The sequence below is a fragment of the Cryptosporangium minutisporangium genome (genome assembly GCF_039536245.1).
GTDB classification, from domain to species: Bacteria; Actinomycetota; Actinomycetes; order Mycobacteriales; family Cryptosporangiaceae; genus Cryptosporangium; species Cryptosporangium minutisporangium.
Map to the genome: position 1 here is coordinate 68,770 of NZ_BAAAYN010000044.1, position 14,370 is coordinate 83,139.

Annotated in this window: 12 protein-coding genes and 1 riboswitch; of the genes, 3 read left to right on the plus strand and 9 right to left on the minus strand. The window is 69.2% G+C overall.

Annotation, left to right across the window (positions count from 1 at the left end):
- The first annotated feature begins 88 nt into the window (after positions 1–88).
- Together ABEB28_RS30630 and ABEB28_RS30635 are read left to right on the plus strand one after the other, a co-directional pair.
- Complete coding sequence (locus ABEB28_RS30630; RefSeq protein WP_345731721.1) at positions 89–1,072, plus strand: ParB/RepB/Spo0J family partition protein; 984 nt, start codon at positions 89–91, stop codon at positions 1,070–1,072.
- A 1,211-nt stretch (positions 1,073–2,283) separates the two neighbouring features.
- On the plus strand, positions 2,284–2,829 hold the full coding sequence (locus ABEB28_RS30635; RefSeq protein ID WP_376980789.1) for a GNAT family N-acetyltransferase: 546 nt from the start codon (positions 2,284–2,286) through the stop codon (positions 2,827–2,829).
- A gap of 246 nt (positions 2,830–3,075) precedes the next feature.
- On the opposite strand, the gene ABEB28_RS30640 is transcribed toward ABEB28_RS30635, so the two are convergent.
- Both ABEB28_RS30640 and ABEB28_RS30645 read right to left on the minus strand, forming a co-directional pair.
- Positions 3,076–4,023 carry a D-alanine--D-alanine ligase family protein gene (locus ABEB28_RS30640; RefSeq protein ID WP_345731722.1) on the minus strand — a complete coding sequence of 316 codons (948 nt, stop codon included), beginning with the start codon at positions 4,021–4,023 and terminating at the stop codon, positions 3,076–3,078.
- Positions 4,020–5,333, minus strand: coding sequence for an aminotransferase-like domain-containing protein (locus tag ABEB28_RS30645; protein ID WP_345731723.1), 1,314 nt, complete (start codon positions 5,331–5,333; stop codon positions 4,020–4,022). The genes ABEB28_RS30640 and ABEB28_RS30645 overlap by 4 nt, the downstream gene beginning before the upstream one ends.
- 593 nt (positions 5,334–5,926) lie before the next feature.
- Between ABEB28_RS30645 and ABEB28_RS30650 the strand changes: the two genes are divergently transcribed.
- Entirely contained in the window at positions 5,927–6,562 is a 636-nt protein-coding gene (locus tag ABEB28_RS30650; protein ID WP_345731724.1) for a GNAT family N-acetyltransferase, read from the plus strand.
- Positions 6,563–6,600: 38 nt separating this feature from the next.
- On the opposite strand, the gene ABEB28_RS30655 is transcribed toward ABEB28_RS30650, so the two are convergent.
- From ABEB28_RS30655 to ABEB28_RS30685, 7 genes are all read right to left on the minus strand, one after another.
- Entirely contained in the window at positions 6,601–7,755 is a 1,155-nt protein-coding gene (locus ABEB28_RS30655) for an N-acetylmuramoyl-L-alanine amidase (protein ID WP_345731725.1), read from the minus strand.
- Positions 7,756–8,121: 366 nt separating this feature from the next.
- Positions 8,122–8,448: a thioredoxin gene (gene trxA / locus ABEB28_RS30660; RefSeq protein ID WP_345731726.1), complete on the minus strand. Its 327-nt coding sequence runs from the start codon at positions 8,446–8,448 to the stop codon at positions 8,122–8,124.
- An 81-nt stretch (positions 8,449–8,529) separates the two neighbouring features.
- Entirely contained in the window at positions 8,530–9,468 is a 939-nt protein-coding gene (gene trxB, locus ABEB28_RS30665; protein ID WP_345731727.1) for a thioredoxin-disulfide reductase, read from the minus strand.
- A gap of 130 nt (positions 9,469–9,598) precedes the next feature.
- Complete coding sequence (locus tag ABEB28_RS30670) at positions 9,599–10,507, minus strand: hypothetical protein (RefSeq protein WP_345731728.1); 909 nt, start codon at positions 10,505–10,507, stop codon at positions 9,599–9,601.
- Complete coding sequence (gene sigM / locus ABEB28_RS30675; RefSeq protein ID WP_345731729.1) at positions 10,504–11,103, minus strand: RNA polymerase sigma factor SigM; 600 nt, start codon at positions 11,101–11,103, stop codon at positions 10,504–10,506. Before sigM ends, ABEB28_RS30670 begins: the two co-directional genes overlap by 4 nt.
- Positions 11,104–11,148: 45 nt before the next feature.
- Positions 11,149–12,558 carry a protein kinase family protein gene (locus tag ABEB28_RS30680; RefSeq protein WP_345731730.1) on the minus strand — a complete coding sequence of 470 codons (1,410 nt, stop codon included), beginning with the start codon at positions 12,556–12,558 and terminating at the stop codon, positions 11,149–11,151.
- Positions 12,559–12,898: 340 nt separating this feature from the next.
- Positions 12,899–13,771, minus strand: a complete 873-nt coding sequence (locus ABEB28_RS30685) for a C40 family peptidase (RefSeq protein WP_345731731.1) — start codon at positions 13,769–13,771, stop codon at positions 12,899–12,901.
- A 12-nt stretch (positions 13,772–13,783) separates the two neighbouring features.
- Positions 13,784–13,957: riboswitch (cyclic di-AMP (ydaO/yuaA leader) on the minus strand.
- Between the last annotated feature and the right edge of the window lie 413 nt (positions 13,958–14,370).

Sequence of the window (14,370 nt, forward strand, 5' to 3'; positions counted from 1 at the left end):
CGTCAGAGCTCGTGCCCGTGATCACTGCGCAGGCAGCACGCTTCTGCGTCGGACAACTTGCGACGTGCCGCACTAGGGGAGGACACCAGTGAAGAACCGACGCGGACTGGGGCGAGGCCTCGGTGCGCTGATTCCGGCGGCACCGCTGCCGGGTGACGAGGAGGACGGCGCCCCGGTCGTCGTGCAGCGGACGCCGTTCGCCACCGGTGCGGCGAACGGGGCCGGCGGCCAGTCCGAGTTGGCGCCGGTTCCCGGGGCGCAGTTCCGCGAGGTTCCGGTCGACGCGATCGCGCCCAACCCCAAGCAGCCGCGCAAGGGCGAGTTCGACGAGGAACTGATGGAGGAGCTCAAGACCTCCATCAGTGAAGTCGGTGTACTCCAACCGGTCGTCGTGCGGGAGAAAGGGCCGGGGAGCTACGAGCTGATCATGGGGGAGCGCCGCTGGCGCGCCTCGAAAGCGATCGGCCGGGAGACCATCCCCGCGATCATCCGGGACACCAGTGACGACCACCTCCTACGGGACGCGCTGCTCGAGAACATCCACCGCTCCGACCTGAACCCGCTCGAGGAAGCGGCGGCCTATCAGCAGCTGCTCGCCGAGTTCGGCGTCACGCAGGAAGAGCTCAGCAAGCGCATCGGGCGGAGCCGTCCGCAGATCTCCAACACCATTCGGCTGCTGAACCTGCCGTCGGCCGTGCAGCGACGCGTCGCGGCCGGCGTCCTCAGCGCGGGTCACGCCCGAGCGCTTCTCTCGCTGGACGACAACGACGCTCAAGAGCGGCTGGCAACCCGGATCGTCGCGGAAGGGCTCTCGGTGCGGGCCACCGAGGAGATCGTCGCGTTGGGCGGTGACCCGGAGCCGCCGACGCGGGACGCTCCGGCGCGACGATCCCGGATGCGCTCCCCCGGGTTGGAGGAGTTGGCCGGGCGGCTGTCCGACCGGTTCGACACCCGCGTGAAGGTGGACCTGGGTAAGCGGAAGGGGCGCATCACGATCGAGTTCGCGACGATCGACGACCTCGAGCGCATCGCCGACGCGATGGGAGTGAGTGCTCCGGCCGATCCCAGCTGATCTCCGGACGCATCCGCGTTCCCTGGCTCCACCGAAACGGCCCCGGCGAACGTGCGGGGCCGTTTCGCGTCGCTGGCGCGGGCCAGTGGGCGCGAAAGAGGTGGGCACGGTGGAGGCGGTCGGGCAGGATGACGGACATGGGTACGTCTCTCCCCTGCGTCCGTCGGCTCGGTGTCCGCGCCCTGCGCGCCGCCCGACGACGCCGCGCGACCCGACGCTGAGGCTCGGGCGGGGACCGTCGCCTGGCACCGGGCGATCCGGGCGCGGGCTTGAGCGAGAACCGGCGTCGACGACCCACGGGCGCCTCGGAGCCCCGCCCCACTTGACGCACGGCGAGTCCACCGCCGAGAGCCGGGTACGTCACCGCTGCGGCGCGGTACTACCCACCCCGGCAGCGCGCGCCGACGTGCGGACCTGATTATCTGATCGAAGCGGAGTCGCGCCGAGCGGACCGCCCACCGGCTCCAGGTTGCCGGTGGGCGACCGACAGAGAGGTGAGCGGAGATGCCCGACGTGCGGGCTACGGCGTGGATCGAGAGACGGTGTCCGTTGGCGCTCCGCAGGCCTGCCAGTCGTCGTCGCGAGGACCGCGTCCGACGACGAAGGTGCGCGCACCTCCGTTGAGCGTCGCGAGACCGGCGAGTGATCGTCGGCAGCGGGGCAGCGCTGCCCCGACCCGGCACCCGCAACCCACTCGTCGCCGTCCAGGCGGGCGGTGGCGCGGATGAGCGTCGGGTCGGAGCCGGCGACCTCCGGTTCGGTCATCGCGACGCTCGGCACGGATGCCGACCATCGCCCGAATCGAATGGCGGTCCGACCGTCCGGGCGCGATCGAGCGCGACACGGGGTACCCACGGCAAGCCGTGGGCCGTGCCGGACAGCTTCGCTCTCGGAGCGACCGGCCCGACCCGGGAAGGGCCCGCACCGGCTCGGCCAGCCAGCGGAGAGCGAACAACAGAGGAGCGGCGTGATCGAGGCGTAGCGACCGGACCGACCTCGTCGTTGGACCGGACGCCGCACAGCGCGCCGAACGAAGCATCGAGCACACGAAGCCTGGAGAGACCGTGCACCACGAAGTAGGGCAGTCGGCCGCGGTAACCGTTCCGCGGGTGGTGGTGAATCCGACGTTGACCGAGGAGCTCCGCGCGCACCTCGTCGACATGTGGGCCCGCGTCACCAACGAGGGTGGGGCGGTCGGGTTCGTGCCACCGGTGACCGCCGACGACATTCGTCCGACGGCGGACCGGTCGTTCGAGCGGGTGCGCCAAGGCGCGGACGCGTTGATCTGCCTCGTCGCCCCGAATCATGAAAAAAACCGCGAATCAGTCCGAACCGACGACCGTCTCGGATCGACGGAGAGCGCCCAGTACGAGAGGGTTGGTGTCCCGGGTACCGATTCGGACAATCTCTCGTCTAGGGGCATCTCAGGGCCGCTAGCGGACGAACGCGTCGTGGCGTGGTTGCTGCTCGCCCAGAGCGAGAGCCTTCTCCGCCGGCACTGGCGGACGGTGTACCGCGTGCAGGTCGATCCGGAGTGGCAGGGGGTCGGACTCGGGACCTCGTTGATGGCGGCGGCGGCGACCTACGCCAAAGAGGTACTCGGGCTGGAGGCGCTGACACTGATGACGCGCAGCGGCACCGGAGCGGAGCGGTTCTACAAGCGGTGCGGCTACCGCGAGGTCGGTCGGATCCCTGGAGCGATTCGCGTCGGCCCCAACGACAACCGCGACGAAGTGCACTTCTGGCTCGATCTTTAGTGCACGGCCCGCCGAGAACGACGCTGGCAGGCGAGCGGACCTCCTTATGACGGGCCCCTAATGTCACGACGCAAACGGAATGGATCCGCTCGCGGGACATGTCCGCGACCAGTTAGGACTGGGGTTTGCGGTCCGCTCGACTGCCAGCGCCGCCCTCGGCGGGCTCCATGTCAGAGCAACAGCGCCTGCCGGCGCTGAAAAGTCGAACGGCCCCGCGCTCGCGCGGGGCCGTTCGTGGCTAAGACGTCAGTTGGCGCGCTTGATTGCTTGTTCCACCATGTCGGCGAGGACCGTGCCGAAATCGAGGCCGGCCGCCTGCACCGCGATCGGCAGCAGACTGGTCTCGGTCATGCCGGGTGACACGTTGACCTCCAGCACCTGGATGGCCCCCGCCTCGTCGACGAGCAGGTCGACCCGCGACAGGTCACGCAGTTCCAGGGCGTCGTGGGCCGCGACCGCCGTCTCCGCGACTCGTTCCGCGGTCTCCGGGTCGAGCCGAGCCGGTGCGTGCCACGTGGTCGTCCCAGCCGTGTACCGCGCGGTGTAGTCGTAGACCCCGTCCGCCGGGACGATCTCTACCGCTGGCAGCGCGGTGGGCCCGTCCGGTGACTCGACCACGCTGACCGCGATGTCGGCTCCGCTCGCGAACCGCTCGATCAACGCGGTGTCGCAGTAACCGAAGCAGCCCACCATCGCGCTGGGAAGTTCGTCCACCGTCCGCACTGCCTGCGCGCCGAGCCCGGATCCGCCCTCGGCCGGCTTGACCATCAGCGGCATGCCGAGCCGCTCGACGATGCGGTCGAGCAGCGCCTGGGCGCCCAACTCGCGGAACGTCTCGTGCGGCAGGGCGATCCAGTCCGGCGTCGGCAGCCCGACCTTCTGCAGCGTCGCCTTCGCTGCCGCCTTGTCCCACGCGACGCGGGACGGGTCGGCGCCCGCGCCGACGTACGGGATGCCGAGCAGGTCGAGCACTCCGCGGAGCGAACCGTCCTCACCGCTGGCGCCGTGCAACGCGATGAACACCGCGTCCGGCCGCTCCGTCTCCAGCACGGTCAGCAGCCCCGCGTCGACGTCGCGAATCGTGGCGTCCACGCCGCTGCGCCGCAGAGCGTCGGCGACGCGGCGGCCCGAGCGCAGCGAAACCTCGCGCTCGTACGACAGGCCACCGGCCAGGACGAGGACGTGCCTACTCATGCCAACTCCGGTCCGGGTGTGAACGAGGTACGGGACGCCGGGCCGCCGTGCGGGCCAGGACGTGTGGCGGACGGCGTGTTGAAGACCTGACGCAGCTCGGTCTCCTCCTCGACGACGCTCGCCAGGCGTCGGATGCCTTCCCGGATCCGATCCGGCGAAGCGGACGAGAAGCACAGCCGCATGTTCTGGCGACCGGTGCCGTCGGCGTAGAACCCGATCCCGGGCACGTAGGCGACCTTGTGCGCGAGCGCCCGCGGCTGCATGGCCTTGGTGTCCAGCCCGTCGCCGACGGTGGCCCAGACGAAGAACCCGCCGCGCGGATGCGTCCAGGTGACGCCGCTCGGCATCATCGTCGAGAGCGCGTCCAGCATGACGTCACGACGCTCGCGGTAGATCTCCCGGAACACCTTCAGCTGCTCGCGCCACGGGTACTTGCCGAGGTACTCCGAGGCGATCATCTGGGTGAGCATCGCCGGGCTGAGCAACTGCGACTCGTTGACCAGTACGAGCTTCTCGCGGACGGCCGGCGGCGCGAGTACCCAGCCGGTGCGCAGCCCCGCGCCGAACATCTTCGAGCACGAACCGAGGTAGATCACCCGGTCTTTCGAGCGGGCTCGGAGCGCCTGACCCGGCCCCTCCTCGAATCCCAGCAGGCCGTACGGGTTGTCCTCGATGATCAGCAGGTCGTAGCGCTCGGCGAGCTCCACGATCGCGTCCCGGCGCGGTTCGGTGAGCGTGACGCCGGTCGGGTTCTGGAAGTTCGGCACCGTGTAGAGGAACTTCACCGTGCGTCCCTCGGCGGACAGCCGCCGTAGCGTCGCGTCCAACTCGGCCGGGATCAGGCCTTCGCTGTCCATCGGGACGTGGACGACCTCGGCCTCCGCCGCGGCGAACGTCCCCAGCGCACCGACGTACGACGGGCCTTCGGCCAGTACGACGTCGCCCGGGTCGAGGAACAGGTGCGCGATCAGGTCGAGGCCCTGCTGGGAACCGACGGTGACGACGACGTCCTCGGCCGAGCCGATCACGCCCTCGACCGCCATCACGTCGCACACCAGCTCACGGAGCCGCAGATCACCCTGGCCGGTGCCGTACTGCAGGGCCTCCGCGCCACGATCGCGAATGAGCTCGGCGGTCATCTCGGCGATCTCGTCGAGCGGGAGTGCGGACACGAACGGCGACCCACCTGCGAGCGAAACGATCTCCGGCCGGCTTGCCATGGCGAAAAGTGCGCGGACCTCAGAAACGGTCATCCCACGCATCCGCCGGGCATAACGATCGGTGTAGTCGTCCAGGGTCGTGCCGCTCATACGCTCGCCTCTCGCGGTGGGCGTTGCTCTGCAACGCGGCCGCCATTCGGGTTCAGCGGTCATCGGTGTCCATGCCGCCGCACTGCATTGTCCGGCGAAGATGCCCCGCGTGACCAAGCCAATTCCTGGCCCACTGGCGAGTTGTCGGCGTCCGAAATCGCTGCACAGTGGGCCGATGCGTCGTGCGGTGGTTCACCTTCCAGGATAGCGACCGGCGAGTCGAACCCTTTCGCGCCACCGAGCGCGCCCTTACCATGGTCATTCGGGTGGAAATCAGCAGCCCCTTGCTTTGCGCCGGATCGGGTTCGGCCGGGGTTGCCAATGCCGGGCGGCCGGTTCCGGGCCTGTCCGATGCATTGCTGCCCAACGCAGGGCTGCGCAGTGCGGTGGTAACCAGTGGAGCACCGGCGTCGGTGCCGAGGGGCATCTTCGGGTGTTTCTGTGAGGTGCGAGGGAGGCCGGGTGTCGGTCGGGCCGCGTCGACGGAGTCGACCCGTGTCTCAGCGACGGAGTCGACCCGTGTCTCAGCGACGGAGTCGACCCGTGTCTCAGCGACGGAGTCGACCCGTGTCTCAGCGAAGGTCGATTCGCTGATGTCCCGTCGACTGGTCAGCCTCACTCTCGACACCCTGGAAGATCTTCCGACCCGGTGCCGCTCCTGCGTCTTCTGGGAACTGGACCCGGTGAGTCAGGATCGCGCGATCGAGTGCGGTGACCCCGCGCTGGAGAAGGAAGCCTGGATCTCCTCGACGCTGCTGGAGTGGGGCTCCTGCGGCAAGTTGGTCTACGTCGACGGGGTGCCCGCGGGATACGTGCTGTTCGCGCCGCCGGCGTACGTGCCTCGCTCGGTGGCCTTCCCGACCAGCCCGGTCAGCTCCGACGCGGCGTTGCTAATGACCGCGTACATCGTGCCTCAGTTCGTCGGAGGCGGCCTGGGACGCATGCTCGTGCAGGGCGTGGCCAAAGACCTCACGAAACGCGGTGTGAAGGCGATCGAGGCGTTCGCGGACGCGCGGTGGGACCAGCCGCAGTGCCTGGTCCCGGCCGACTATCTGCTCGCCGTCGGTTTCAAGACCGTCCGGCCGCACCCGCGGTGGCCCCGGCTCCGTCTGGATCTACGGACGGCGCTGTCGTGGAAGTCCGACGTCGAGTACGCGCTGGAGAAGTTGCTCGGCTCGATGAGCCCGTCCCTCGCGCTCGGGCCCGCCCACCGCTCCGGCGTCAGCTGAGCTTCTGCTTCAGCTGACGCCTGCGGCCAGCTGAACGGTTAGCTGAACTGCATCGCCTGGAGCGCGGACAGGTCCAGCGACCCGGTCTTCACGTCCGCCTCGGTCGGCAGGAACACCCGCTGCACCGCGATCAGGATCCCCTCGGCCACGGTGTCGCGGAACGCGGGATCGATCAGCCGCGGGCGGTCGATCGGCGAGCTCAAGTAGCCGAGCTCGACCTGGACCGCAGGCATGCGGGTCAGCCGCAGCATCTCCCAGGTCTTCGCGTGGGTGTGGCAGTCGAGCATCCCGGTACGCGCGACGATCTCCCGCTGCACCAGGCTGGCTAGCCGCTCGCCCACCGTCGAGCTGACGCCCGATCCGGTGCCGAAGTGATAGGTGGCCACGCCGTTCGCCAGCGGGTTGGGGTTGCTGTCGATGTGCAGGCTGATCAGCAGGTCGGCGCCGATCGTGTTGGCCAGCGCTGCGCGCTCGGCCGCGGAGCGCTCGTGGTCGCGACCGCGGGTGAGGTCGGCGCGGACACCGATCGCGGAGAACCGGCCTTCGAGGCGGCTCGCGAGGTCATAGGCGAGGTGTGACTCAGTCCAGGTCAGCAGACCGTCCTGGGCGATGACCCCGGTGTCGGAGCCGCCGTGACCCGGGTCGATCACGACCCGCTTGCCGGACAGCGCCGGCCCCGCGTGGTAGAGCATCGCCGACTCGCGGAGTAGTTGCGGCCGTCCCCCGACGACCTTCCGACCGAGCTGACGCAACGCCCGCATGGTCAGCGGCCCGACCGTGCCGTCGGCGGCCAGACCGACCTCTCGCTGGAAGCCCCGGAGCGCGGTTTCGGTGCGCTGACCGAAGATTCCGTCCGCCCGGCCTACGTCGTAACCCATCTCGAGCAGCCGCTCCTGCAGTTCGCGGACGTCGTCGCCGAGCATGGGTTCACTGACCGATCGGTGCAGCACACGGTCACCGAGACGCCAGCGGGCCGCAACCAGCGAGCGCCAGGTCTCCGGGCCGACGACACCGTCGACGACCAGCCCGCGAGCCTGCTGGAACTCGCGTAGCGCGAGTTCGCAGACCGCATCGAAGAGGACGTCTTCGGCGGATTCAGGAGCGGTGGTATCAGCGATCAACCCCAGGGTCACCAGCGTCGACTTGACCTCGGCGGCTGCCGGTCCGGTGGTGCCACGCTTGATGAACTGCATGGGGTCAGCTCGCTCCTTCCATCCGCGACCCTTCGGTCGGGGGAACCGAAAGGGGAACCGGCCGGAGAGCCTCCGGACCGGCGTTGAGGCCGCGATCATCGACCGTAACGCGTCGCGGCCACGACAGCGCACCGTAGCGTGCCCGGGCGCGTCGCGTGTCGGGTATGTGCCTCTTGATCGAGGCTCGACCCTCTCAGCGAAACGGTCTCATGAACCGAGCCCGCCGAGCGAATGCGCCAGTCACACCGGCGCACGCCGAGCGCGCCTGACGAACATGATCGCCGTTACGAAGAGGGCGAAAACATCGAACGGAGCTCCGGGCACAGTGGCCCGGAGCTCCGTCGAGTGTTCAGCGGCGCGGGTAACTTACAGCGCGCTCTCGATCATCTTCACGATCTGACCCTTCGGCTGAGCGCCGATGATGGTGTTCACCTGCTCGCCGCCCTTGAAGACCGTGATCGTCGGAATCGACATCACACCGTAGTCGCGCGCGGTGTTCGGGTTCTCGTCGATGTTGAGCTTGACGACCTGGATCTTGTCGCCCATCTCCGCAGCGATCTCGTCGAGCACGGGCGAGACCTTGCGGCACGGCCCGCACCACTCGGCCCAGAAGTCGACGACGACCGGCTTGTCGTTCTGCAGGACGTCGCTGGTCCAGCTGGCGTCGGTGACGGCCTTGGTGTTGGCGCCCATGGTTTCTCCTTCTTCAGGGGCGGTCCAGCCCGGCGAACCGGGCTGTTTACTGCAAAAGGGATGTTAGGGGGTGGGGGCGACTTACTCGGTCAGCGCGGCGACGTAACGCTCGGCGTCGAGCGCGGCGACACAGCCGGTGCCGGCCGCGGTGATGGCCTGCCGGTAGGTGTGGTCGACGAGGTCACCACAGGCGAACACCCCTGGCACGTTGGTGCGGCTACTCGGCGCGTCGACCCGGACGTAACCCTCGGGGTCCACCTCGACCTGGCCCTTGAACAACCCGCTCCGCGGGTCGTGCCCGATCGCGATGAAGACGCCTTCGGCGTCGAGCACCGACTCCTCGCCGGTGACGGTGTCCTTCAATCGGACGCCGGCCACCTTGCCGTCCTTGCCGAGGATCTCGACCGGGACGTTGTTGAGCCGGAAGTCGATCTTCTCGTTGGACTTCGCCCGGTCCACCATGATCTGCGACGCGCGGAACTCGTCCCGGCGGTGGACGATCGTCACGGTGTCGCCGAAGCGGGTGAGGAACGTGGCCTCCTCCATCGCGGAGTCGCCACCGCCGATGACCGCGATCTTCTTGTTCCGGAAGAAGAAGCCGTCACAGGTCGCGCAGGACGAGACGCCGTGTCCCAGCAGCTCCTGCTCGCCCGGGATGCCCAGCGGACGCCAGGCCGATCCGGTGGCGAGGATGACCGCGCGCGCCTTGTACTCTTTCTGCCCGACCTTGACGATCTTGACCGGCCCGGAGAGGTCGACCTCGGTGACGTCGTCGGTGACCAGCTCGGCGCCGAACGTCTCGGCCTGCTTGCGCATGTTGTCCATCAGGTCCGGACCATCGATGCCACCGGGGAAACCGGGGAAGTTCTCCACCTCGGTGGTGGTCATGAGCGCACCGCCGGACTGCACGCCCTCGAACACCAGCGGCTTGAGCGACGCCCGAGCGGTGTAGACGGCAGCGGTGTAGCCCGCCGGACCGGACCCGATGATGATCACGTTCCGGATGTCTTCGCTAGCCACGTCTTTCCTCCAGGTTCGCCCGGTCCGGGTGGGTGGCCCACCGCCGGCGAGGCTTTCTCACGGGACAGTCACGCAAACGCCATGGTAGGTGCCGACATTCCCGCCCGGGGGCGGGTGCCGGACGTCACGCTCAGCGGCTGACCGTGGTGCGTGTGCGCTCGTCCCCGAAGCCTTGGGCGCCGCAGTCCGGGCCAGCGGCGACGATGGTGAGCCGGTCGGAACCGGGGTTGTCCGCGACCACGATGATCGCGGGTGCGCCGTCCAGCGTCGCGTAGTCGACGGCTACCACCGGCGCGCCCAGGCCCAGAGCGGTGAGGCAGTTCTGGAGGTCGGCCGGGCCGAGCAGGCGCCGGAGCGCGGCCGGCACCGCCGCCTTGGGCGTGCCCGCAGCTGGTCGGTCGGCAGAGGAGCTGGCCTCTTGCCGCGGCGCGGATTCGTCGCGGTTCTCCAGCAGGGCACGGCTCTGGGTTCCGAGTTCAGCGGACGAGTACGACGTCCCCGAGACGTGAATGCTCGGCACCCCCGGCCCGCTCATGACTTTCGGCGTGGAGTTGCCGACGGCCGACGTCTCCGCCGAGTCGTCACTGCCCTGCAGGTCGAACGATTGGAACACGCCTACCCCGGCGATCGCGACGACCGCCGCGGCCGCGGCGGCCACCGCCCAGCCGCCGGCCCGTGCGGTACGAGATTTACGGGCGGCCCGTTCGCTACGGAGGCGGTCGAGGTCGTCGGTGGGCTGCGGAGCCACCCAGGGCTGCGCGGCGCCGTTGTCGTCGCCGTCGGACGGACGGGTCGCTGCCAGCGGTGGCTGCTCGGCGAGGGTCCGGTCGAGCGCGGCGGCGACGTCGGCGGGCATCGGGATCTCCGGCAGCGCACCGAGGTCAGCGCTGATACCCGGGAGGACCGCGGCGAGCTGGCGGTACGCGTCGGCCCATTCCTGGTCGGTCGCGATTCGTGCCGCGATCGCGTCGGCGTCCGGGGTGCCGTCGAGGAGGCCCTCCGCGTAATCCGCGAGCTGATCCAGATCAGACGGTTTCACCGGGCACCTCCTTCTGTGGCTTCGACGTCCTGGTCCGCGTCGGGGTTCCGCAGATGCCCGAGCATCACGGCCAACCGGGCCCTTCCCCGTGCGCACCTGCTCTTCACCGTGCCCACCGCCACACCGAGCATCTCGGCCGCGTCGGCCACGGGATGACCCTGCACGTCCACCAGGATCAGCGCAGCCCGCTGCTCCACCGGCAGCTCGGCGAGCGCTGCACGGACGTCGAGCGCGGTCTCGCGGGCGGCGATCAGATCGGTCGGTGCGGCCGGTGCTCGCCCGTCGTCGTCGGGGAGCGGCACGGTGGGACGCGCTTGTCGGCGGCGGACCCGGTCGAGGCACGCGTTGACGACGATTCGGTGCAGCCAGGTCGTCACCGCGGCATCGCCTCGGTAGGACCCGGCCGAGCGATACGCGGAGAGCAGCGCGTCCTGCAGTGCGTCGGCGGCGTCCTCGGAGTTGCCGATCGTCCGCACCGCGACGGCCCACAGGCGGTCGCGGTGCCTGCGCACCAGCTCGGCGAACGCATCCGCCTCACCAGCTACGTGCGCACGCAGAAGGCCACGGTCGTCGAGCTGGCCGAGCGGCGGTCGCATGGACCGAGAGAGTAGATGCTTCCCGCCACCTGGCGCCGGGAGGACTCAGCCCTTGACGCTGATCTCCGAGATCGCGACCTGGTACTTGCCGCTCGAGTTCGTCCCGGTGTCGGTCAGCCAGAGCACGAGGAACGGCGTGTTCACCGGCTTGTCGAAGGTCACCGTGGTGGCGTCGGACGACGCGGTCTGCGACGGGCTGACCACCTTGTACGGGTTGATGTCCCGCGGCTGGGAGGAAGGCTGGTCGGTGCCGGCCCGCAGCTCGAACGTCGCCCCCGGGTGATCGAACGCGATCGTGACGCTGGAGACCTGCTGGGCGCCACCCAGGTCGAGAACGAGACCCAGACCGGGCTTGAGCTGGGCGAACTGCGTCCCGTTGTATTGGTCGGTCTTCCAGATCGTGTCCGCTTTGCCGTCGATCGCGTTGTCGACGTTTCGGTCCTCGGCGAAGTCGCCGTTCGGCGGGTCGAGCAACGTCGCGCGGACGACCTTCACCGGACCGGCCTGCTGGGCGGGGGCAGACGAGGACGGGCCGGACGACGGGCCGGCGTCGCCGCCGCCGCCGAAGTCGGGCAGGCCCAGCGCTGCGACGCCGATGACCACGCCGAGGACGACCAGCACGCCGACGACCAGCACGCCGATCCGCGTCCACCGCGGGCCGCTGGTGGCCGGTTCCGGCGCGAGTACGGCCAGCGCGCTCAGCGCCGGGTCGGCGACGTCGTAGCGGCGCAGTTCGCTCGCGAGATCCGCGGCCGTGGGCGGCGGAACCGCGGGGTCGAGCAGGTCCATGGTCAGCGCGTCGAGGTAGCCGGGTATCCCGGCCCTGACCTGCCGCGGGGAGCACATCCGCCCGTCGACCCGGGTGGCGTCCGGCAGACCGGTGCGGTGGGGCGGCAGGACGTCGGGCCACTGACCGGTCAGGCCCGCGTAGAGCAGGCCACCGAGCGCCCGGATGTCGGCCGGCTGCTGGCCGGGCCCGCCCAGGTGCAGATCGACGAGCGTCACCCCGTCGTCGTTGCCGATCAGGACCGTCGACGGCGTGAGGTTGCCGTGGGCGTGACCGGTGGCGTGGATACCGGCGAGCGCGTCGGCGGTGTTCCGGACGAGCGCGGCGGCTCGCGCCGGGTGCAGCGGACCCTGGGCCAGCGTGTCGTAGAGAGTCTGTCCGTTGACCCACTCCCGGACGACGTAGGCGCGCGGCCCTTCGTCGACGGCGTCGTAGACCCCGATCACGGACGGGTGGACGATGCGGCCCGCGGCGACCGCCTCGGCGATCATCTGCTCGGCTGCTTCCCCGCCGGGGACCCGCAGCTCGATCGAGACCGTGCGGTTGAGCAGATTGTCGGTGCCTCGCCAGAGCGCGTGACCGGACGCCGCATCGGCGTACAGCGCTTCTTCCAGCCGATACCGGCCCGCCAGCACTTCACCCTGAACGGGCGCGCCGACCTGTGTCACAACCCGCCCTCCCGCAGTATCGACCGCTCCGTCCTCAGGGTAGGCCGTGCGGCGGCTACTGGGGACAGGTCCATCCTGCCTGTTCCGGCGCGTCGGACGCCACTGGATGAACAGCTCTCATAGGGAGCTAGTGGTCTCGGGCGTCAAGGTATCGCGGCGGCGCACGTTCGGCGCACCTGTGCCTGGCGTTCGCCAACCGGGTGTCGCAGCAGTTCACGAAGGTTTTGTGCGGCTGCCCGGCGTCCGAAGAAGTAGTTGTGGGGAACCGACGAGGGACGGTCAGGTGCGGCGCACCCAACCGTCCCTCGTAGTCGATCCGAGATTCAGCGTGTCATCCGACTCAGACGAGACGGCGGACGACGTACCGGTTGCTCCAGATCTTCCGCTTCGCCACCGGCTGCCCGGCGGTCGACGCGTCCCACATGTAGTTCCCGCCGGCGTAGATGCCGGCGTGCGAGTAGCGGCCACCGCCGCCGAACAGGATCAGGTCGCCGGGCTGCTTGGCCGACTTGCTGACCCCCCGGCCGTAGCGCGCCTGCTGCGTCGCGCTGTGCGGCAGGCTCTTGCCGAACTGACGGTAGACGTACTGCGTGAGGCCCGAGCAGTCGAACGAGTTCGGACCGGCCGCACCGAAGCGGTACGGCTTGCCTGCCTGCCGGGAGGCGGCCCTGACGACCGCTGACCCGTTGGACTTGGCACGGATGTGGTGGTTGGGCGAGAGCGTCTTCTGCGTGCCGTTCACGTAGAGCACGACGCGCCAGTTGGAGGTCCCGCCGATCGTGACGCGCCACTCCAACTGACCGGAGGGCCGCGCCTTCTTCGTGCTCACCGTCCGCCAGCCCTTGCTGGACTGGTACTGCAGGGAGAACGACTTGTAGGCGGCGGGCTTGCCGTTCACCGAACCGATCGCGTGCAGCGTGGCCTTCGATCCGGTGGTGACCGAGGTGGCGCCGGAGAGCTTGGCAGCTGCGGGAACAGCGGCTGCTGCCGGAGCGGCGACACCGATCAGTCCGGCGCCGAGCGACCCTGCGAGGACGCCGGCCAGTGCGGTGGTCCGCAGCGTCGCGCGTCGGGTGACAGCGCGGTGCTTCGGAGTTGAGGTTGCGCGGTGGCGAGCACCGCCGGTGTTTTTGCTCGCGTACGAACCGTTTTGAGACGTTGTCTCAGTACGTTCGTACTGGTTCGCGGGCAGGGCACACCGAGGGGAATGCACCGTATGCAAGGAGAGTCCTTCCATGCACGCCTACGAGGTGAGCTGTCGGGTTCGGGCGGGAAGGTTTAGTGCCCGGCCGCGCGCTGCGCGGCTTCACCCCAAGGGATCGCGCCGGATCTGATCTCCGGCGACCCCACGTACCTGTGGGTCCCCCGCCCCTGTCCAATTGGTTGGCTACTCGGAGGGACACCGCGGATGTCGTGGACAGGGCTCGGCGTGGCGAATCCTGCGGTGTGCGCGGCGTGGCTGCCGCGACAGTTGCCGCGAAGAACTGAACCTGCGCTCCGTGGGAGTTGCCAGTGCTTTGCGACGTGCATCACAGTCAAAGTGAGAAGTTTTTACCACTTCACACCGTTTTCACGCACGACCGGGTGGGTTCCTCGGCGCGTCGTGAGTCGGTCACATCCAGATGTTCAGGGTGTTGCGGGTTGGGAAATTGAACTGGACGAACAGCCGACAACCTCACTTGGCGTAGTCGCGCTTTCGGGGTGTGGAGTGACCGTGGATCGACCGTACCTGCGGCGTGGCCTTTCTCACGTTATTCCTCGGCGGATGTGGATAACCCTGCGTGATTGGCCGTCGAGCGCATTTTCGGGAAG